This is a genomic window from Catellatospora sp. TT07R-123 (assembly GCF_018327705.1).
In the GTDB taxonomy this organism is placed as follows: domain Bacteria; phylum Actinomycetota; class Actinomycetes; order Mycobacteriales; family Micromonosporaceae; genus Catellatospora.
Map to the genome: position 1 here is coordinate 3,356,783 of NZ_BNEM01000002.1, position 19,060 is coordinate 3,375,842.

Annotated in this window: 20 protein-coding genes; 8 read left to right on the forward strand and 12 right to left on the reverse strand. The window is 72.6% G+C overall.

Going from position 1 to position 19,060, the window contains the following annotated elements; genetic code table 11:
• Positions 1-57: 57 nt before the first annotated feature.
• A complete protein-coding gene (locus Cs7R123_RS34715) occupies positions 58-639 on the reverse strand; it encodes an HhH-GPD-type base excision DNA repair protein (RefSeq protein WP_212832902.1) in 582 nt (193 codons plus the stop codon).
• A 3-nt stretch (positions 640-642) separates the two neighbouring features.
• Complete coding sequence (locus Cs7R123_RS34720; RefSeq protein ID WP_212832904.1) at positions 643-1,245, reverse strand: VanZ family protein; 603 nt, start codon at positions 1,243-1,245, stop codon at positions 643-645.
• Between the two features lie 34 nt (positions 1,246-1,279).
• Here Cs7R123_RS34720 and Cs7R123_RS34725 point away from each other — a divergent pair, with 34 nt between their 5' ends.
• Both Cs7R123_RS34725 and dtd read left to right on the forward strand, forming a co-directional pair.
• Positions 1,280-2,749: a methyltransferase gene (locus tag Cs7R123_RS34725; RefSeq protein ID WP_212834873.1), complete on the forward strand. Its 1,470-nt coding sequence runs from the start codon at positions 1,280-1,282 to the stop codon at positions 2,747-2,749.
• An 87-nt stretch (positions 2,750-2,836) separates the two neighbouring features.
• Positions 2,837-3,259 carry a D-aminoacyl-tRNA deacylase gene (gene dtd / locus Cs7R123_RS34730; RefSeq protein ID WP_212832906.1) on the forward strand — a complete coding sequence of 141 codons (423 nt, stop codon included), beginning with the start codon at positions 2,837-2,839 and terminating at the stop codon, positions 3,257-3,259.
• Here the strand turns inward: dtd and Cs7R123_RS34735 are convergent.
• On the reverse strand, positions 3,256-4,041 hold the full coding sequence (locus Cs7R123_RS34735; RefSeq protein ID WP_212832908.1) for a sporulation protein: 786 nt from the start codon (positions 4,039-4,041) through the stop codon (positions 3,256-3,258). The genes dtd and Cs7R123_RS34735 overlap by 4 nt on opposite strands.
• 130 nt (positions 4,042-4,171) lie before the next feature.
• Here Cs7R123_RS34735 and sigB point away from each other — a divergent pair, with 130 nt between their 5' ends.
• Positions 4,172-5,167 carry an RNA polymerase sigma factor SigB gene (gene sigB, locus Cs7R123_RS34740; RefSeq protein WP_212832909.1) on the forward strand — a complete coding sequence of 332 codons (996 nt, stop codon included), beginning with the start codon at positions 4,172-4,174 and terminating at the stop codon, positions 5,165-5,167.
• A gap of 190 nt (positions 5,168-5,357) precedes the next feature.
• Here the strand turns inward: sigB and Cs7R123_RS34745 are convergent, their stop codons facing one another.
• Genes Cs7R123_RS34745 through Cs7R123_RS34755 form a run of 3 tightly spaced genes read right to left on the reverse strand, consistent with a single transcriptional unit; the run spans position 5,358 to position 9,841 of the window.
• On the reverse strand, positions 5,358-7,838 hold the full coding sequence (locus Cs7R123_RS34745; RefSeq protein ID WP_244872334.1) for a GNAT family N-acetyltransferase: 2,481 nt from the start codon (positions 7,836-7,838) through the stop codon (positions 5,358-5,360).
• Between the two features lie 3 nt (positions 7,839-7,841).
• The gene (locus Cs7R123_RS34750) at positions 7,842-9,017 is read right to left on the reverse strand and encodes an acetoin utilization protein AcuC (protein WP_212832910.1); all 1,176 of its coding nucleotides are present in this window, start codon (positions 9,015-9,017) and stop codon (positions 7,842-7,844) included.
• Entirely contained in the window at positions 9,014-9,841 is an 828-nt protein-coding gene (locus Cs7R123_RS34755; protein ID WP_212834877.1) for a sulfurtransferase, read from the reverse strand. The genes Cs7R123_RS34750 and Cs7R123_RS34755 overlap by 4 nt, the downstream gene beginning before the upstream one ends.
• 195 nt (positions 9,842-10,036) lie before the next feature.
• On the opposite strand from Cs7R123_RS34755, the gene Cs7R123_RS34760 reads away from it, so the two are divergent.
• Entirely contained in the window at positions 10,037-10,726 is a 690-nt protein-coding gene (locus tag Cs7R123_RS34760; RefSeq protein ID WP_212832911.1) for a metal-dependent transcriptional regulator, read from the forward strand.
• A gap of 7 nt (positions 10,727-10,733) precedes the next feature.
• Here the strand turns inward: Cs7R123_RS34760 and Cs7R123_RS34765 are convergent, their stop codons facing one another.
• Entirely contained in the window at positions 10,734-11,267 is a 534-nt protein-coding gene (locus tag Cs7R123_RS34765) for a hypothetical protein (RefSeq protein ID WP_212832912.1), read from the reverse strand.
• 73 nt (positions 11,268-11,340) lie between these two features.
• Between Cs7R123_RS34765 and Cs7R123_RS34770 the strand changes: the two genes are divergently transcribed.
• The 3 genes from Cs7R123_RS34770 (at position 11,341) to Cs7R123_RS34780 (ending at position 14,365) form a co-directional block, all read left to right on the forward strand.
• Positions 11,341-11,718, forward strand: coding sequence for a VOC family protein (locus Cs7R123_RS34770; RefSeq protein WP_212832913.1), 378 nt, complete (start codon positions 11,341-11,343; stop codon positions 11,716-11,718).
• Between the two features lie 141 nt (positions 11,719-11,859).
• Positions 11,860-12,861 carry an aldo/keto reductase gene (locus Cs7R123_RS34775; RefSeq protein ID WP_212832914.1) on the forward strand — a complete coding sequence of 334 codons (1,002 nt, stop codon included), beginning with the start codon at positions 11,860-11,862 and terminating at the stop codon, positions 12,859-12,861.
• A gap of 205 nt (positions 12,862-13,066) precedes the next feature.
• Positions 13,067-14,365 carry a cellulose-binding domain-containing protein gene (locus Cs7R123_RS34780; protein ID WP_374707056.1) on the forward strand — a complete coding sequence of 433 codons (1,299 nt, stop codon included), beginning with the start codon at positions 13,067-13,069 and terminating at the stop codon, positions 14,363-14,365.
• Positions 14,366-14,744: 379 nt separating this feature from the next.
• On the opposite strand, the gene Cs7R123_RS34785 is transcribed toward Cs7R123_RS34780, so the two are convergent.
• A complete protein-coding gene (locus Cs7R123_RS34785; RefSeq protein WP_212832915.1) occupies positions 14,745-15,644 on the reverse strand; it encodes a DMT family transporter in 900 nt (299 codons plus the stop codon).
• Between the two features lie 192 nt (positions 15,645-15,836).
• On the opposite strand from Cs7R123_RS34785, the gene Cs7R123_RS34790 reads away from it, so the two are divergent.
• Positions 15,837-16,148, forward strand: coding sequence for a tetratricopeptide repeat protein (locus Cs7R123_RS34790; protein WP_212832916.1), 312 nt, complete (start codon positions 15,837-15,839; stop codon positions 16,146-16,148).
• Positions 16,149-16,280: 132 nt separating this feature from the next.
• Here the strand turns inward: Cs7R123_RS34790 and Cs7R123_RS34795 are convergent, their stop codons facing one another.
• The 4 genes from Cs7R123_RS34795 to Cs7R123_RS34810 form a co-directional block, all read right to left on the reverse strand.
• Positions 16,281-16,775 carry a hypothetical protein gene (locus tag Cs7R123_RS34795; RefSeq protein WP_212832918.1) on the reverse strand — a complete coding sequence of 165 codons (495 nt, stop codon included), beginning with the start codon at positions 16,773-16,775 and terminating at the stop codon, positions 16,281-16,283.
• Entirely contained in the window at positions 16,772-17,134 is a 363-nt protein-coding gene (locus Cs7R123_RS34800) for a hypothetical protein (protein WP_212832920.1), read from the reverse strand. The genes Cs7R123_RS34795 and Cs7R123_RS34800 overlap by 4 nt, the downstream gene beginning before the upstream one ends.
• Positions 17,135-17,299: 165 nt before the next feature.
• On the reverse strand, positions 17,300-18,442 hold the full coding sequence (locus Cs7R123_RS34805) for an epoxide hydrolase family protein (RefSeq protein ID WP_212832922.1): 1,143 nt from the start codon (positions 18,440-18,442) through the stop codon (positions 17,300-17,302).
• 87 nt (positions 18,443-18,529) lie between these two features.
• A complete protein-coding gene (locus tag Cs7R123_RS34810; RefSeq protein ID WP_212832923.1) occupies positions 18,530-18,871 on the reverse strand; it encodes a DUF1508 domain-containing protein in 342 nt (113 codons plus the stop codon).
• Positions 18,872-19,060: the final 189 nt, after the last annotated feature.

A 19,060-nucleotide genomic window follows, 5' to 3' on the forward strand; every position in this document is an offset into this window, starting at 1 on the left:
AAGGGCACCGGACCCGACATCCGGTGCCCGGTGCGGTCGGGTGCGGCAGGGTGCGGGTCAGCCCTTGGCCGCCTTCGCCTCGGCCTTCATCGCCTTCTTGAACTCGCGCACGCGCGCCAGCGAGCCGGCGTCGACGATGTCGGCCACCGAGCGCAGCGCACCCTCCTCGCCGTACGGCCCGGCCGCCTCGCGCCAGCCCGCAGGCTGGACCGCGAACTGCTTGCCCAGCAGCGCGGTGAAGATCTGCGCCTTCATCTTGCCGAAGCCGGGCAGGTCGCCCAGGCGCTTGAGCAGGTCCTTGCCGTCCCCGGCCCCGGTCCACAGCGTGGCGGTGTCCCCGCCGTAGCCGTCGACGATCGCCCTGGCCAGCTTCTGGCTGCGCTCGGCCATCGAACCGGGGAAGCGGTGGATCGCGGGCGGGGTCGCGTACAGGGCGGCGAAGCGCTCCGGGTCGTAGTCCGCGATCTCGGCGGGGTCGAGCCGGGACACCCCCATCCGCTGCGCCAGCAGGTACGGCCCCTTGAACGCCTTCTCCAGGGGCTGCTGCTGGTCCAGGAGCATCCCGAGGATCAGGGCGAACGGATCCTCCGCCAGCAGCTTGTCGGCGTCGGAGTCCTGCGCGAGCCACAGCGTCGTCATGCCCTACAGCCTGCCAGACGCCCCTGCCCCGCCCGCCCCACTCCCGCTCACCCCGGCGAGCCCCGGCGCGCGCCCGCCAGCCCACCAGCGGCGGACGGCCAGGCCGCCGAGCAGGCAGCCGAGCGCGTTGACCAGGACGTCGTCGACGCTGAACACGCGGCCTGCGACGAACAGGTGCTGGATCACCTCCAGCGCGAACGAGCACGCGGCGCCCAGCGCGAACAGCCGTCCCGGCGACGCGAACACGGCCGAGCGCACCGGCGCCCCGGCACCGAGCGCGAACAGCACCAGCAGGTTGCCGACGATCTGCGGCACGATGAACCCGATCGGCTGGATCATCTGCACCCGCAGGTCGCTGAGCGGGATCAGGTAGACGCGGGTGAAGTCCGGCGGCACCTGTACCGGCGTCATGATCATCCATACCCACGGCACGGTCCCCGCCACCGCGAGCACCTCGGCGGCCGAGCGGCGCCGGGCCAGGGCCGGATCGAGCCCCGCCCGCACCCGCCACCGGGTCAGCGCGGCGATCGTGAGCAGCACCAGGGGTGCCAGCGCCGTCATCGTGATCCACACGACGTGCCAGCGCTGCCAGAGCTGCTGCATCATGCGGAGCACCTTAGTGCACGATGTCAGGGTGCAGATGCTGCTGGAGCCCGCTGACCTCGACCGCCTGCGTACGGCGCTGACCGCCGCGGGCTTCACCGCCGACGGCGTCGCCACCCGCCTCGGCCCGGCCGCCACGGCCGACGCCGCCCGGCACGACTTCCGGGCCGCGCTGCGCGCCACCGGCTCCGGCGACCCGCTGGACACCCTGATCCGCGTGTTCATCTGCGGGGTCACCGAGCCCGAGCCCGCCGTGACGCGGGCGCTGTCCCCGCTGCCCCTGCCGGCGGCGCGCGCCGCCGGGCTGTTGGTGCTGGAGGGCGGCGGGCTGCGCGCGGGCGTGGACCTGGAGCCGTACGGCGACTGGTGGGTCCTGTCCGACCTGCCCGCCCAGCCGGGCCGCCAGCTGCCCGCCGACCACGTCCTGGGCGTCGGCGGCGCCTCCACCACCCTGTCCGCCGCCACGGTGCGCACCAAGATCGGCTCCGCCCTGGATCTCGGCACCGGCTGCGGCGTGCAGGCCCTGCACCTGAGCACCCACGCCGACGCGGTCACCGCGACCGACCTGTCGCCGCGTGCGCTGCGCTTCGCCGCCACCACCGCCGCGCTCAACGGGCTCAGCTGGGAGCTGCTCCAGGGCGACATGCTCGCCCCGGTCGCCGACCGCAGCTTCGACCTGGTGGTCAGCAACCCGCCGTTCGTGGTCGGGCCGGGCACCGCGACCCACGTCTACCGCGACTCCGGCCGCGCGGGCGACGGCGTCTGCGCCGAGCTGGCCGCCGCCGCGCCGACGCTGCTCAACCCCGGCGGCACGCTCCAGTTCCTGGCCAACTGGGTGCACGTGAAGGACGAGCACTGGGAGGACCGGGTCGCGGGCTGGTTCGCGGGCACCGGCATGGACGTGTGGGCGATCCAGCGCGAGGTCAGCGACCCGCTGGACTACGTACGGCTGTGGCTGGCCGACGCCAGCGAGAAGCACGACGCGCACCGGGCCGCGCAGTGGCTGGACTGGTTCGCCGAGCACGGCGTCGAGGCGATCGGGTTCGGCCTGATCACGGCCCGCCACAGCGGCAAGGCCGACCCGGCCGTGGTCTGCGAGGACCTGCGCCAGCAGGTGCAGCCGCCCCTGGGCGACCGCGTCGCCGAGTGGTTCACCCGCCGCGACTGGCTCGACGCCCGTACCGCCGACGACCTCCTGGCAGCCCGCTACCGCACCGCCCCCGGCCTGCAACTGCGCCAGGACGCCACCATGGGCGAAGACGGCTGGGCCGTAGACCGCCAATACCTCACCCTCCCCCAAGGCCTCCGCTGGACCGAGGAGATCGACCCCCTCATCCTCGCCCTCGTCAGCGGCTCCACCGCCACCCTCCCCCTCCACGACCAACTCACCCTCCTGGCCACCGCCCACGACGCCCCCGCCGCCGACCTCACCGAAGCCCTCCTCCCCGTCCTGGACCACCTCGTCGAACGCGGCATCCTCCTCCCCACCCCCACCCCCACCCCCTGACCCCGTTGATCATGAACTTATGGCAAGGTTCGACGGCGTGTCGTGGGCACAACTTCCTGATCAACACGGTGGACCGGAGGTAGCAGGATGCGTGCGGTGGTGCAGACGGTCAGCCGGGCGAAGGTGACCGTCGCCGACGAGATCGTCGGCGAGATCAAGGACGGGTTGCTGGTCCTGCTGGGTGTCACGCACGGCGACACCCAGGAGACCGTCGAGACGATGGCCCGCAAGGTGTACGAGCTGCGCATCCTCGAAGGCGAGCGCTCCGCCTCCGACGCGGGCGCCCCGCTGCTGGTGGTGAGCCAGTTCACGCTGTACGGCGACGCCCGCAAAGGCCGCCGCCCCACCTGGCTGGCGGCGGCCCCCGCAGAGCTCGCCGAACCGCTCTTCACCGCATTCGTGGCAGCCCTGCGCGCCCGCGGCGCCACCGTCGAGACCGGACGCTTCCGCACTCACATGCTGGTCGAAAGCGTCAACAACGGCCCCAACACCATCATTCTCGACCTCTAGAGCAGGGGGCCGCGGCGGGTGGTGGACTGGGTCAGCCAGTCGCCGAGCAGGCCCTTCCAGTCGGTGTCGGCGATGGTGGCGGGGTCGACGGTGAAGCGGCCGAAGATGTCGCGGTCGGCGAGCAGGCCGACGCGGCGGTCCAGCTCGACCACCACGTGCAGCTTGCGGTCCGTGGCGACGAAGCTGACCTCCAGGTGGCGCACCGCCTGGGCGTACGCCGGGCCGGGCAGGAACTCGATCTCCTGGTAGAACGGCAGCGTCTGGGGCAGGCTGCGCAGCCGCCCCCGCTCCAGGTCCGCCTTGACGAACTGGAAGCCCAGCTTCACCAGCGCGTCCAGGATGTGCTGCTGCGCCGGCATCGGGTCGATCTCGACCGGATCCTCGTCGGTACGGTCGACCTCCCGCGCCACCTCCAGCTCGGTGCGCAGCCCGACCTTCATCCCCGCCAGCGGCTGCCCGAAGGCGCGGGTCAGCGGCGTCTCCAGCGGCACGGCGCAGCTGACGTCGAAGACGCGGCGCTCCCGCGCGGCCAGCGTGAACCCCTCCACCACCCGCTGGCGGTGGAACTCCACCGCGGACTCCCGGCCCGGCAGGCCGCCCTGCACACCGGCGTCGGCGACCAGCGCCAGCGCCACGTACCCGATGGCGACCTGGTGGTCGCCGCCGGTGACCTCGACCGTGCCCTTGAACGTGCCGCCGGGCTTGGCCCGCGACACCGACAGCTCCGTCCGGACCGTCGGGCCACCGACCCCGAACAACCGCATCAGGCGCTTCACGACCACACGTCCTCCCCGAGTCTGTGTCCGCCGAATCCGAGAATCGTCTCACCGCCGCCTCACGCGCCATGCACCAAGCTGTCAAACAGTTGCCAGTACGGCACAGCAGTGCAAGGGAACACGGGGAGGAACGGCAATGACCGAGAACGTCGAGACCATGGACATGGCCATCGTGACCGAGATCACGGTTGATCTGGACGAGACGGACGACCGCGGCGTATCCACCGACCTCGTCCGGGCGTACCTCAACCTGATCGGCCGCACCAAGCTGCTCACCGCCGAGCAGGAGGTGGCGCTGGCCCGCCGGATCGAGGCGGGCCTGATGGCCGAGTACATCCTGGAGTCCGAAGACGACCCCCGCGCCGAGACCCTGCACCGCGAGCTGGAGATCGTGGCCCGTGAGGGCAAGGCGGCCAAGGACCACCTGCTGGAGGCGAACCTCCGCCTGGTGGTCAGCATCGCCAAGCGCTACACCGGTCGCGGCATGGCGTTCCTGGACCTGATCCAGGAGGGCAACCTCGGCCTCATCCGCGCCGTCGAGAAGTTCGACTACACCAAGGGCTACAAGTTCTCCACCTACGCCACCTGGTGGATCCGCCAGGCCATCACCCGCGCCATGGCCGACCAGGCCCGCACCATCCGCATCCCGGTGCACATGGTGGAGCAGGTCAACCGCATGGTCCGGGTGCGCCGCGACCTCGCCGCCGCGCTGGGCCGCGAGCCGTCCATCGTGCAGATCGCGCAGGCGCTCGAGGTGCCCGAATACCAGGTCATCGAGCTCATCTCGTACGACCGCGAGCCGGTGAGCCTGGACCAGGCGGTCGGCGAGGACGGCGAGAGCGCGCTGGGCGACTTCGTCGCCGCCGTCGACCCCCGGGGCGACGCCGCCGACGCGCTGGCCCAGGGGCAGCTGCGCGGCGAGGTGGAGATCGTGCTGGCCACCCTGTCGCTGCGCGAGCAGGAGGTCATCCGGCTGCGCTTCGGCCTGGACGACGGCCGCCAGCGCACGCTGGACGAGGTCGGCAAGGAGTTCGGCCTGTCCCGCGAGCGCATCCGCCAGATCGAGAAGACCACGCTGCTCAAGCTGCGCAGCGGCGACCGCGCCGAGCGCCTCTCGGTGTACGCCGCCTGACCCCGTGCCCCACGGACGGCTGCCCCCGCACACCGCCGCCCCACCCGGTTTTAGATAGACGTTGGCCTATCACATCGAGTTCGAGTAGATCGAAGTCGACGTAATAGGCCAACGTCTATGAAAATCGGGGCGTGGGCGCGGGCGGGCGGGCGACGCTGGACGAGGCAGGCGACGCTGGACGGGGCGGGGGTCAGCGGAGGTGGCGGGGGCCGGTGTCGGGGCGGGGCTGAGGGTCGGCGAGTTCGCCCGCGGCACCCAGCACCGACAGGCCCGAGCCGCGTACCAGCACCGGGTTCAGGGTCAGCCGCCGCAGCCGGGGCGCCTCGTCGGCCAGCTGGCCGACCCGCACCAGCAGCTCCGCCAGCCCGTCCAGATCGCACCCCTGTAGCAGTGGGAACGCCCTCGGCGCGCGTACCAGGGCGGCGGCGTCGGTGTCGGTGAGCGGGGCGGCCCGCCAGGCCCGGTCGCCGACCAGCTCGGTCACCGGCCCGCCGAGCCCGAACCCGACCACCGGCCCGAACGCCGGATCATCGACCACCTCGACCACGACCGCCACCCCCGGCGCGACCATCGGCTGCACCAGCACCTCGACCTGCGCGCCGAACAGCTCCTCCAGGTCGGCGTAGGCACGGCGGGCCTCGGCGGGCCCGGCGACGTTGAGCCGTACGGCGCCCAGATCGATGCGGTGCGGCCGGTCGGACACCTTCAGCGCCACCGCCCCGGCCACGTCAGCCGCGGCGGCCACCTCGGCGGCGCCCCGGGCGCGCACCGCCCCGACCACCTCGACGCCGTACGACGCGAGCAGTGCCTCGATCGTGGGGGCGTCCGGGTCGGCGCCGGGCGGTGAGGGCGGCAGCGCGCCCGGGGGCACCCGCAGCCAGGCGGCGCGGCGGATCACCTGGGCCAGGGCCCGCACCGCCTCCTCGATGGACCGGAACGACGGCACCCCGGCGGGCCCCTGCCCGGCCAGGAAGCTCGCCACCACCGGCTTGTCCGCGTCGGCCACCGCGTCGGCCAGCGCCGCCGCGTACGGCTCCAGCAGCGCCGTCTCGGCGCTCTGGTCGGCGGCCACCGGCCCGGTCGGCAGCGGCGGCGCCACGACCACCACCAGCGCGTCCACGTCGTCGCTGCGCACGATGTCGCGCACCGCCGCGCCGAACTCGGCGGGGCTCGCGCCGGGCCCCACGGCGCCGGAGCGCCCGACCGGCAGCCCGGCGGCGCGGATCTCGGCGGCGGCCAGCGCGGCCAGCGGGAACGCGTTGGCGATGACGCCGATGCGCGCGCCGGTCGGCACCGGCTGGGCAGCCAGCACCATCGCCACGTCGAACAGCTCGCCGACGGTGCCGGTCTCGATCACGCCGGAGTGGGCGCGCAGCGCCTGCATGGCGGCGTCGTCGAGGCCCGATCCGCCGACGCCCGTGTGCCCGGCGAGCATCACGATCGGCTTGTGCCGCCCGACGGCGCGGGCGATGCGGGCGAACTTACGCGGGTTGCCGAAGGTCTCCAGGTACATCGCGATGACGTCGGTGTGCGGGTCCTGGGCCCAGAACTGGAGCAGGTCGTTGCCGGAGACGTCGGCGCGGCGGCCCGCGCTCACGAACACCGACACGCCCAGCCGCCGGCGGTCGGCCTCGGCCAGCAGCAGCAGGCCGAGGGTGCCGGAGTGGCAGAACAGGCCGACCCGGCCCGGCGGCGCGGGCGGGGCGGGCCAGGGCAGCCGGGGCACGAGCGTGGCGTTGAGCCGTACCGTGGCGTCGGCGACGCCCAGGCTGCCCGGACCGATCACCCGCATGCCCGCGGCCCGCGCCGACCGCACCAGCTCGCGCCGCGCGGCGGGGTCCAGCTCGGTCAGGGTCAGCAGGCCGTGCACGCCCGCGGCGGCGGCGTCGGCGACCACGTCGGCGATCGCGTCGGGCGGCACCGCCACCACGGCCAGGTCGATCGGGCCGTCCACCTGCGACGCCGAGGTGACCATGGCCTTGGGGTGGATCTCGTGCACCGGGCCGGCGAACCCGGCCCCGCGCAGGTGGGCCAGCACCGCCGCGCCGACACCCCGGCCGGACGCGCTGGCGCCGTAGACGGCGATCGCGCCGGGGCGCAGCAGCCGGGCCACCGAGCGGGCCTCGGTGCGCTGCTCACGCTCGGCCTGCACGGCCCGCGAGCGCTCGGTCGGCGCGACCGGGAACGTCAGCGCCACCACGCCGTCGGCGAACTTGCGGCTGACCTCGTATCCGGCATCGGTGAACACGCGCAGCATGGCGCCGTTCTCCGGCAGCACCTCGGCCACGAACCGGCTGATGCCGACCTCGCCCGCGGCGGCGGCCAGGTATTCCAGCAGCACCGAGCCGACGCCGCGGCCCTGGTAGGCGTCCTCGACCACGAACGCGACCTCGGCGGTGGGCGCGCCCTCGCCGAGCCGCTCGTAGCGGCCGACGGCGATCAGCCGGTCGCCCGCGGCGACCACGAACGCCTCCCGGTCGACGTGGTCGACGTTGACGAACCGGTGCAGGTCGCGGGCGGGAATCCGGGGGTACGGCGAGAAGTAGCGCAGGTAGCGGGTGCGCTCGGAGAACCGGGCGTGCATCGCCACCACCGCGTCGGCGTCGGTCGGCTCCACCTGGCGCAGGTGGACCGCGGTGCCGTCGGCGAGCAGGACGTCCGCGCTGCGCACCGCTCAGTCCCTCGGATCGTGCGGGTCGAGCCCGTGCGGCGGGAACACCGCCCGCCGGGTCGCCATGACCGCCCGGTCCAGCGCGTCGGCCTCGGCGCCGGGCTCCCACGGCGTGTAGCCGGGGGTGCCGCCGTCGGTCAGCGACGCGGGCACGGCCCGTTCCGGGCGCAGCCGGGCGGCCAGCTCCCGCCACGCGGGCGGGGTGGGCGTGGCCGGGTCCAGCGGCTCGCCGGTGATCATCGCCAGCAGGTGGGTCCACGTCCGGGGCACCACCTCGACCAGCGCGTACCCGCCGCCGCCGGTGGCGACCAGGCGGCCGTCGCACAGCTCGTCGGCCAGGTCGCGCACGGCCAGTTGCGCCGCCCGCTGCCCGTCCACGCTCAGCCGCAGGTTGGCCAGCGGGTCCAGCCGGTGGCTGTCCGCCCCCGCCTGGAGCACGATCAGCTGCGGCCGGAACGCCCGCACCACCGACGGCACCACCGCGTGGAAGGCGCGCAGCCAGCCCGCGTCGCCGGTGCCGCCGGGCAGGGCCACGTTGACCGCGCTGCCCGCGGCGTTCGGGCCGCCGGTCTCGTCGGGGAAGCCGGTGCCCGGGAACAGCGACAGCGGGCTCTCGTGCAGGCTGACGGTGAGCACGCGCGGGTCGTCGTAGAAGATCTCCTGCACCCCGTCGCCGTGGTGCACGTCGATGTCGATGTACGCGATCCGCTGCGCGCCCTGCGCGAGCAGGTCGGCGATGGCCACGGCGGGGTCGTCGTAGACGCAGAAGCCGGCGGCGCGGGCGGGCATGGCGTGGTGCAGGCCGCCCGAGACGTTGACCGCGCGCTGGACCTCGCCCCGCCACACCGCCCGCGCGGCGGCCAGGGTGGCGCCGCAGACCAGCGCCGACGCCTCGTGCATGCCGTCGAAGACCGGGTTGTCGGGGGTGTTGAGGCCGTACCCCCGGAAGAAGGGGTCGTCCGGGGCGGCCCGGACCGCCTCCAGGTAGTCGCGCCGGTGCACCCGCAGCAGCTCGTCGTCGGTGGCAGGTTCGGGTGACACCAGGCGGACGCCGGGGCGGTCGAGCACGCCCAGCTCGCGGGCCAGCGCCATGGTCAGCTCGACCCGGACCGGGTCCAGCGGGTGGTCGCCGAGGTCGTACGCCAGGAGCTTGTCGCTCCACACCACCAGCGCGTTCATGCGCCCGTGCCGATGGGGCGGGACGGGTCGGTGATCCAGTGGCTCCACGAGCCGACGTACAGCGCGGCGTCGGTGCGACCGGCCGCGTGCAGCGCCAGCACGGTGTGCGCGGCCGTCACCCCGGAGCCGCAGTACGCCCCGACGGGCTCGCCGTCGTACGCGGCGAAGATCTCGGCCAGGTCGGCCCGCAGCGTGCCGTCGGCGTTGACCAGGTCGCCGTAGGGCAGGTTGCGCGCTCCCGGGATGTGCCCGGCGACCGGGTCGACCGGCTCGGTCTCGCCCCGGAACCGGGGCGCGGTGCGGGCGTCCAGCAGCGCGCCGTGCCCGGCCAGCGCGGCGGCGCCCTCGGCGTCGAGCACCGGCAGGCCGCCGGGCCGCACCACCAGGTCGCCACGGGTCACCGTGGGCTGCGTCGCGTCGACGGCACCGCCGGCCGCGGTCCACGCCGGGAAGCCGCCGTCGAGCACCCGCACGTCGGCGACGCCGGCCCAGCGCAGCGTCCACCAGGCGCGCGCGGCGGCTAGGCCGTCGCCGCCGTCGTACACGACGACCGGGTGGTTCTCGCGCAGGCCCGCGGCGCGCAGCGCGCCCTCCAGGGCCTGCGGGTGGGGCAGCGGGTGGCGCCCACCCGATCCGGGCGGCCCGCACAGGTCGCGGTCCAGGTCCACGAAGACCGCGCCCGGCACGTGCCCGGCGTCGTAGTCGTCGCGCCCCGGCGGCCCGGCCAGCCGCCAGCGGATGTCCAGCACGGTCGGCGGCTCGGGGGCGCGCAGCAGCGCCACCAGGTCTGCCGCACTGATCAGAGGTGTACGCACATCCGTCAGTCAACACCATCGGGGCGGACCCACGCGTGTCGGTGCGAACCGTCCCACGCACCTGCCACACTTCGGCGGGTGCGATGCCGCCCCGACGACGCGCCGGACGGCCGGGCCGTACATGATCAACGCGTAGGACCTGGAAGGTGTCACCACGGTGACGCGCAATAGAATCGCTTCCAGCGACTTGGAGAGGACCATTTCATGTCCGACCTCATTGACACCACCGAGATGTACTTGCGGACCATCCTCGAACTTGAGGAGGAGGGCGTGCCGCCGCTGCGCGCCCGCATCGCCGAGCGGCTGCACCAGAGCGGCCCCACCGTCAGCCAGACGGTGGCCCGGATGGAGCGCGACGGGCTGCTCACCGTCGTGGAGACCGACCGCCACCTGCAGCTGTCCGAGGCCGGCCGGGCGCACGCCGTCGCCGTCATGCGCAAGCACCGCCTCGCCGAGCTGCTGCTGGTCAACGTCATCGGCATGCCGTACGAGGAGGCCCACGAGGAGGCCTGCCGCTGGGAGCACGTGATGAGCGACGCGGTCGAGAAGCGGGTCTACGACCTGCTCAACCGGCCGACCCGCTCGCCGTACGGCAACCCGATCCCCGGCCTGGACGCGCTGGACATCAGCCCGCGCGACACCGCCGGCCACGGCGACCCGGAGCGCAACCTGGCCTTCCCCGGCCTGACCGGCCAGGTCGTGGTGCGGCGCATCTGCGAGAGCGTGCAGACCGACTCCGAGGTGCTGCGCCAGCTGCACGCCGCCGGGGTCGACCCGGGTGCCACGGTCACCGTGGCGCAGGAGCGCGACGGCGTCGCCATCGACCACGGCGGCGAGCCGGTGCGCCTGCCCCGCGAGGTCGCCTCGCGGGTGTTCGTCTCGACGTCCCGCTAGGGGCGGGTCAGACCCCGGCCCGGTCGATCTCGCGCGCGAGGTCGACCAGCTTCGGGGCGATCGCGGCGGAGTCCCCGCCCGCGGGCAGGACCACCTTCAGCAGCATCAGGCGGGCGTTGCCCGCCAGCCATCCGATCTCCACGTACGGCCCGCGGCCCGAGGCTGCGGGCCGTATCGCCTGGAAAGCGGCCTTGCCCAGCGCGGTCACCGCCGTGGCGCCGTCGGGCGGGATGGTGTCCTTGAACACGGCCACGTCGGCGGTGGTCGGCGTGACCGACAGGCTCAGCTCGGGCAGCGCCGCGTCGGCCTGGCGGGCCACACACGTGTTGGTCTTGCCCTGCCGGGCCGACCCGGCCACGGTGAGGTCGAGCCCGAGCCGCTCCGCGATGCGGGCCTGGTCCAGCAGGCGGCAGGCGCCCCCGGCGGCCGCCGTCGCGCGCACCGGCACGGACGGGGCGGGCGCGGGGTCGGCACCGGCCGGGCCGGAGCAGCCCGCGAGCAGGGACGCGCCGATCGCCAGGGTCAGGACCGTCGTTCGCACCCGCATAACCTAGCCGCCGGGCCGGTCCGCCGAAAGTCGCACCCGATGGGGCAGAGCTGCCTAGCCTGGTGCCATGAGCGGCAAAGTGGTGCATTTCGAGGTGCCCGTCGACGACGTGGAGCGGGCCCGGACCTTCTACACCGACGCCTTCGGCTGGCAACTCGACGACATGCCCGGTTTCGACTACATCTGGGTACGCACGACGCGTACCGACGACCGCGGCATGCCCGCCGAGCCGGGCGCCATCAACGGCGGCATGACCAGGCGCGCGGCGCCGGTGACGCAGCCGATGATCACTGTCGAGGTCGAGGACATCGACACCGCGCTGGCCAAGGTGGTGGCGGTGGGCGGCACGGTGCTCCAGGAGCGGCAGGCGGTCGGCGAGATGGGGTTCACCGCGTACATCGCCGACACCGAGGGCAACCCGCTCGGCCTGTGGCAGAACGCCTGACGCACTCCTCCCGCGACAGCGGCGGCTCGCAGTCCGATGACGAACCACCGGCTCCGGACGACCGATCCGATCCCGACCCGGCCGACGGGAATGATCAGTGAAGCCGAGGAGTTCGACCACACGAAGAGTGAGGAGTCGACCATGAGCAAGACACGGCGTATCGGCACCGACGGACCCGAGGTCAGCGCGATCGGCCTGGGCTGCATGGGCATGAGTTTCGCGTACGGGCAGCGCGACGACGAGCAGTCGGCCGCCACCCTGCGCCGCGCCCTCGACCTGGGCGTGACCCACCTCGACACCGCCGACATGTACGGCTTCGGCCACAACGAGGAGCTGATCGGGCGCACCCTGGGCAGCCGCCGCGACGAGTACGTGCTGGCCACCAAGTTCGCCAACCGCGCCGAGCTCGGCCCCGACGGCCAGCTCGTGCGCCGCTTCGTGGACTCCTCGGCCGCCTGGGCCCGCCAGGCGCTGGAGGACTCGCTGCGGCGGCTGGGCACCGACGTGATCGACCTGTACTACATGCACCGCCGCGATCCCGACACCCCGATCGAGGAGACCGTCGGGGCGATGGCCGAGTTCGTCGCCCAGGGCAAGGTCCGGCACCTCGGCCTGTCCGAGGTGAGCCCGCAGACGCTGCGCACCGCGCACGCGGTCCACCCCATCGCCGCCGTGCAGATGGAGTACTCGCTGTTCACCAGGTTCGTCGAGGACGAGATGCTGGCGACGTGCCGGGAGCTGGGCGTGAGCCTGGTGGCGTACTCGCCGGTGGGCCGGGGCTGGCTCACGGGCAAGGTGACCTCGCGCGACGACCTGGCCGACGACGACTTCCGCCGCAGCGTGCCGCGCTTCGCGGAGGAGAACTTCGCCCACAACCTCGCCCTGGTGGAGGCGGTGCGCGCGGTGGCCGAGGAGGTCGGGGCCACCCCGGCCCAGACCGCGCTGGCCTGGCTGCTGGCGCAGGGCGACGACATCCTGCCCATCCCGGGCACGAAGCACGTGTCGTACCTGGAGGAGAACACGGCCGCCCAGGACCTGACACTCACCCCCGACCACCTCGCCCGCCTCTCCGCAGCCGTCCCCGCCGACGCCGTCGCGGGCGACCGCTACAACCCCCAGGGCATGCAGACGGTCGGCCACTGACCGGATGATCGCTGTTTCCGGTCAGAACATGGCGTTATTAGCCATCCTCTGACCCGAAACGGCGATCATGCCGCTTGTGGGATCGCTCCCATTCCTATAGGATTCGTCGCGCGTCAATGCGTGTCGCCGAGACCGGGTATCTCGCCCACGCGGATCACCCGTCAGCGCGCCCCCCCGCGCGCCCGAATCCGCTCCGGGAGTCACCGTGTCCCCCATCCGAAGGCGCCTCTTCGCGTCCGCCATCGCCGCCGCGGCCGGTTTCGCCACCGTCGCCTGGGGCCTGTTCGTGCCCACCGCGCAGGCCGCGGCCGCGGGCTGCCAGGTCACCTACCGCGTCTCGTCCCAGTGGGGCGGCGGCTTCACCGCCGACGTCGCCCTGACCAACCTCGGTGACCCGGTCACCGCCTGGACCCTCAAGTGGACCTTCCCGGCGGCCGGACAGGCCGTCACGCAGGGCTGGAACGCCACGTTCAGCCAGAGCGGCAGCCAGGTCACCGCCGTCGACCTCGGCTACAACGGCAGCCTCGGCACCGGCGCCAGCACCTCGGTCGGGTTCAACGGGGCGTGGACCGCGGCCAACCCCGTACCCGCGAGCTTCACGCTCAACGGCGTGACCTGCACCGGGACGACCACCCCGACCTCGCCGTCGGCCTCGCCCACCCGCAGCGCCTCGCCGTCGCCGTCCCCCTCGCGCAGCGCCTCGCCGTCGCCGTCGCCCTCGCGGTCGGCGAGCCCGAGTCCCAGCAGCAGCCCGAGTCCCAGCAGCGGCTGGAACCCGCCCGCGAACCTGGTGCAGCCGCTCAACGAGGTGTGGGCGCACTACGAGAGCACGTACAACCAGCTCTACACGTTCCGCAACTACGGCTGGGACCAGGTCATGGCCGGGGGCGGCCAGATCAACTACTGCGTACGCTGGGACTCCGCCGCCCACGTCACCGCCACCCAGCGCGACCAGATCCAGACCGCGCTCGCCCGGCAGTTCAAGAAGTGGATGGACGTGATGGCCGGGCACAACGGCTGGCCGTACGCGAACGTGCCGGTCAAGGTCGTCGGCTGGGCCGTACGCGACCGCGCGACGCTGGAGTGGACCGACAACTCCGTCGACGTGTACGTCAACAACATCCGCGAGAACGCGCCGCAGTGCGGCGAGCCGTGCGGGCGCTTCTTCCACCAGGACGGCAACTACTCCGGCTGCCCCGGCGGCGCCTCGCACCACTACGACATGTCGCTGTGGCTCACCGCGGGCATGACCGGCGGGGCCGGCGGCGACTGGGGTCAGCGGATCGGCAGCGAGTACTTCACCGGCAACCTGAACACCGACAACATCCACATCCTGCTGCACGAGATGGGCCACAGCTTCGGGCTGGACGACTTCTACGACTGGACGCCGACCGGCCAGTGCTGCTTCATCATGAACGCGGGCAGCGCGACGTACATCACCGAGTTCGACAAGTGGATGCTGCGCGACTGGTGGCGCCACCTGAAGTCCCGCTGGGGCTACTGACCCCACCCCGGACCCGGGGCGCTCCCACCCTTCCCCGACGGGCGCGCCCCGCCCCACCTCGCCCCCTCCACCCACACCCCACCCCGCTTTACACTGACTCTTCACATTGACGCTGGCCTATCACATCGACTTCGATCTTGCCCCAGTCCACGTAATAGGCCAGCGTCTATCAAAAGCGCCGCCCCGGCAGCAGCGGACGGCATGGTGATCGGCGTTCTCGGTCAGAATGCGCACTTCCAGGTCAGCAAACGACCCGAAACGGCGATCTTGACCGAGGAAACGAACGCCGACGGCGGCTGACAGCGGCAGCCGGGGTCAGCGGCAGCCGGGGTCAGCGGCAGCCGGGGTCAGCGGCAGCCGGGGTCAGCGGCAGCCGGGGTCAGCGGCGGGATAGGCCTGCGACTGCGGCCAGCATCAGGCCCGCTCCGGCGGCGGCCAGCGCCGTCAGCCGCTCCCCCAGCAGCCCGACCGCGATCAGCACCCCCGCCACCGGCTCCAGCAGCGTCACCACCGCTGTCACCGTCGCCGGGACCGCCGTCACCCCGGCGAAGAACAGCCGGTATGCCAGCGCCGTCGGCACCGCCCCGAGGTACAGCAGCCAGGCCCCCGTGACCGCGACCGCGGACGCGGCGGGCAGCAGCCCCTCCCACGCCGCCAGCGGCGCCACGCACAGCGCCGCCACCACGAACGCCGCCGCCGTGACCGAGGACAGGTCTCCGCCGGTACGCCGCGAGTAGATCGTGACCACCGCGTACCCGGCCGCCGACAGCACCCCGAACGCCGCCCCGAGCAGCGGGTTCTCCCCCGCCGTCCCGGCCGAGCCGACCAGCGGCACCAGCCCGGCCAGCGCGGCGCCGATGTAGGCCGCCCGCGCGACGGTCAGCGCCTCCCCGAGCACCACCCGCGCCGCCAGGGCGATCACCACGGGGCAGGCCCCGAGGGTCACCACGGTGCCGACGGCGAGCCCGGCGTACGCGATGGAGCCGTAGTAGGCGGTCTGGTAGATCGCCAGCCCGACGCCGAGGACGAGGGCGTGGCGCGGGCGGACGGGGGTGCGGTCGCGGGTGAGGGCGCGCAGGCCGTACAGCATGAGGATGCCGCAGACCAGGCGCCAGAACGACACCGCGAGCGGCCCGAGGCCGCTGGTGCGGTAGAGCACCGTGGCGACGGCGCCGCCGGTGCCCCAGGCGACCGCGGCGGTGCCGACGAAGAACAAGCCGCGCCCGTACGACGCGGTCGTGCTCGCGCGGTCCAGCGCGAGCCCGGTTGAGGACTCCATTTTCCTGCTTCTCCACTGTCTCGATGGCCGTCGGATTCCGCGTACGCGGACGGGCCACCGGCGTGCGGCCTAGGCCGTCACGGCAGTGGGCGACGCCGTCCGCTCAGCGGACCGGCGGGGAGATGATGGAGTGCGCCATGGCACCGATGCTGCCCCGGAATGCGGCGGACCGCCAAACGGTTACACCACATCGTGAGAATCCTGGAGGAGTACGAACGCGGCCGCCTGTTCTTCGACTACGGCGACTACATCACCGCGGCCGGCATCCTCGCCGACGTCGTCGCCGAGGTGCCCGAGGACGTCGCCCCGCGCCTGCTGCTGGCGCGCGCCTACTACCACTCGGCCCAGCTGCACCGGGCCGAGGAGCAGCTGCGGCTGGTCATCGACCGCGACCCGGCCGAGCACTACGCCCACCTGATGCTGGGCCGCACCCTCCAGCGCCAGAGCCGCCACGACGAGGCCCGCCGCCACCTGCGCCTGGCCGAGGCGATGGGCGCCTGCTGACCTCGGCCGGGGTTGGCATGATCACCGTTTTCGGTCAGATCTGGCAGCTGGACGGCACATCTTGACCCGGATCAGCGATCTACCCAGCGTGATCGCTGATCCGGAACGGCCGACCGGCCCGGATGGAGCCGGTCAGCCGTGCTTGTACGACTCGACCACGATGCCGGTGCGGCGCACGGTCACCTGAGCATGGTCGCCGAACGCCTCCAGCAGCACGTCGGCGAAGACGTCCGCGAGCAGGGCGTCGCCCAGCTCCCGCACCCGGCCGTAGCGCTCCTGCTGCTCGCCCTCGTACGGCCCGAGCTGCCGGGACCAGCCGTCGCCCTCCCGGCGGTGGCCGCCCAGCGAGGGGTGCGGGTCCTCGTATTCGGCCACCCGCAGCTCGTCCCGGTCGAGCTCATCGTCGTCGGCGGCGGTACGCACCCAGAACCCGTAGATCCCGAACACGCACGGGTCGCCGTCGTTGAAGTACGGCGTGTACTGCCGCCAGCCGAACTCCACGATCTTCTCGTCGTCCAGCAGTGCCCGCAGCAGCGGCTGCAGCTCCGACAGCGGGCGCTGCGGCACCCGGTCGGACTTCGTGATGGTCCCCTCGACCGGGATGCCCAGGAAACTGGTGTGGCTCAACGGTTGTCCTCTCCGAGCAGTACCGACAGCGGCACCTGCCTGCGCTGCGCACCGGACATCCACGGCTTGATCGGCATCCCGTCGAGGTAGTCGGCGGGCGACGGCAGCCAGCCCAGGTCCTCCAGGATGTGCCGTTCGGCGATCAGCCGCACCGGGACGCGCTTGCGGCCGACCTCCAGCGTGGTGCCGAAGATCCGCTGGCAGAGGTACACGCCCATGGTGTGGTGGTACATCGCCCGGTGCCGCACGTCCCCGATGACCTGCTTGGAGGAGTCGATGAACTCCTCGATCGCCAGGTAGTCCTCCGGCTCGCCGCCCCACTTGCGGGCGGCCGACTGCGCGTGGTGCCACGAATTCATGGCGCGCACGCTAAATCGCACCCCCGACAGTCCCCGCTGAGCCTCGGGCGGCGCCGACTCACGCTGCAGTTTCGGGGAAAGTGCTGGAATTTCGGCCGGAGTTCGTGCAGTTTCCCCGAAACTGCACGAACCCACCGCGCCCCGCAGGACGCACCGCGCGCGCGGTCAGCCGTCGGCGCGCAGGGGGCGGAAGAACTCGCGCATGTCCTCGGCCACCTGGTCCGGTTCCTCGAACGCGACGAAGTGGCCGCCGGAGACCAGCGGATGGAAGAAGCGCAGGTCGGTGTAGGTGCGTTCGGCCAGCTCGCGAGGCATGCCCTGATCGGCCAGGCTGACGCTCACCCCAGCGGGCACCTTGACCTGCGGCAGCACCGGCTCGTGGTGCTCGTCGTAGTACGGCCGCATCGCGGTCCCGACGGTCTCGGTCACCCAGTACAGCGTGATCACGGTGAGCAGGTCGTCCTTGCTCCAGCGGCGCTCGATCTCGCCGCCGCAGTCGCTCCACGCCCGGAACTTCTCGACCAGCCACGCCGCCAGTCCGGCGGGCGAGTCCAGCAGGGCCGCCGTGAGCGTGTCCGGCCTGGTGCTCTGCAGCTCGGCGTAGGCCTCGCCGCCCTCCCACTTCGCCTTCAGCCAGTCCAGGAACGCGTCCTCGGCCGGGGACAGGCCGGTGCGGCGGGAGCGGGGCGGGTAGGCGGCGTGTGCCGCGTACAAACCGATGATCTTTTCGGGGTGGCGGGCCGCGAGCCAATCGCTCACGCCCGCGCCGACGTCCTCACCGGACGTCCCGAACCGGCGGTAGCCGAGCCGGGTCATCAGTTTCGCCCACATGTCGGCGGTCCTCGGTTTCGTGGACGGGCCGTCGTGCGGCAGGTCGCTGAACGCGTACCCAGGCAGCGACGGGATAACCACGTCGAACGCGTCCGCCCGGTCGGCCCCGGATGCCGCCGGATCGGTCAGCAGCGGCACCAGTTTCAGCATCTCCGCGAAGGAGTACGGCCAGCCGTGCGTCACGATCACCGGCAGCGGCTCCGGCCCGCCCTCGGGCCGCCTGCCGCGCACATGCACGAAGTGCACCGTCTGCCCGTCGACCTCGGTCAGGAACTGGGGGTACGCGTTGAGCCGCTGCTCCTGCGCCCGCCAGTCGAACTCCTCGGCCCAGTAGTCCAGCAGCTCGGCCAGGTAGTCGGGATCGGTGCCCGCATCCCACGCCTGGGCGCCGCTGCGCCGCCCGAACCGCGTCCGCACCACCCGCTCCCGCAGGTCGTCCAGAACCCCATCAGACACCTCGATCAAGAACGGCCGCACAGGCAGATTCTGCCACGCCGTCCGGTTGACACTAGGCCTACAACAAACGCCCTCCCCACTTCGACAGCAAGCGAGGAGGGCGTTTACCTACCAGCGCGCGGAGCTCGAAGCCGCCGAGCGCGTCTTGTCCACGATCTCCGCCGACCAGGCGTTGCCCTTCACGGACTCCGCAGCCGCGTTGGCTGCCGAGTGGCTCGTGTAGGTCTCGGATGCGGAGATGAGGATCTTGTTGTTATCCGCCCAGACGCGCCACGACCACGGCTGGTAGCCCGCGTTCGACCTGAAGACTTCGAACCGGAGCTGTCGCGCCGAGGTCTTGAGAAGCCGCGCCATCTCAAGCGCGTGCTCCTTCCGGACCAGGGTCTCTGACCTTGCCAGGACGTCATAACCGTTCCGGCCCACGATGCGCCAGTAGTACGGCTGCGCCACACTCCCAGAGTCGTGGACTTCGAACCTCAAGTTCGACATGGCCGTGCACCTTCCTGCCTGACCGACGTACGCGATCACGCAGACAAGCCATCCACGACCCAGGATGTCCGGTGTGGTGTACACCAGGGAACACACCCGTGTAGGGTCTCGGTGCAGCCGTCGCAAAGTTGCACTGAGCCCTGAGTGGAT

What these genes read in the sequence shown, in the direction of transcription:
- Cs7R123_RS34715 (WP_212832902.1), bottom strand. Translation starts at nt 639, where the DNA reads ATGACGACGCTGTGGCTCGCGCAGGACTCCGACGCCGACAAGCTGCTG.
- Cs7R123_RS34720 (WP_212832904.1), bottom strand. Translation starts at nt 1,245, where the DNA reads ATGATGCAGCAGCTCTGGCAGCGCTGGCACGTCGTGTGGATCACGATG.
- Cs7R123_RS34725 (WP_212834873.1), top strand. Translation starts at nt 1,280, where the DNA reads ATGCTGCTGGAGCCCGCTGACCTCGACCGCCTGCGTACGGCGCTGACC.
- dtd (WP_212832906.1), top strand. Translation starts at nt 2,837, where the DNA reads ATGCGTGCGGTGGTGCAGACGGTCAGCCGGGCGAAGGTGACCGTCGCC.
- sigB (WP_212832909.1), top strand. Translation starts at nt 4,172, where the DNA reads ATGACCGAGAACGTCGAGACCATGGACATGGCCATCGTGACCGAGATC.
- Cs7R123_RS34750 (WP_212832910.1), bottom strand. Translation starts at nt 9,017, where the DNA reads ATGAACGCGCTGGTGGTGTGGAGCGACAAGCTCCTGGCGTACGACCTC.
- Cs7R123_RS34760 (WP_212832911.1), top strand. Translation starts at nt 10,037, where the DNA reads ATGTCCGACCTCATTGACACCACCGAGATGTACTTGCGGACCATCCTC.
- Cs7R123_RS34770 (WP_212832913.1), top strand. Translation starts at nt 11,341, where the DNA reads ATGAGCGGCAAAGTGGTGCATTTCGAGGTGCCCGTCGACGACGTGGAG.
- Cs7R123_RS34775 (WP_212832914.1), top strand. Translation starts at nt 11,860, where the DNA reads ATGAGCAAGACACGGCGTATCGGCACCGACGGACCCGAGGTCAGCGCG.
- Cs7R123_RS34785 (WP_212832915.1), bottom strand. Translation starts at nt 15,644, where the DNA reads ATGGAGTCCTCAACCGGGCTCGCGCTGGACCGCGCGAGCACGACCGCG.
- Cs7R123_RS34800 (WP_212832920.1), bottom strand. Translation starts at nt 17,134, where the DNA reads ATGAATTCGTGGCACCACGCGCAGTCGGCCGCCCGCAAGTGGGGCGGC.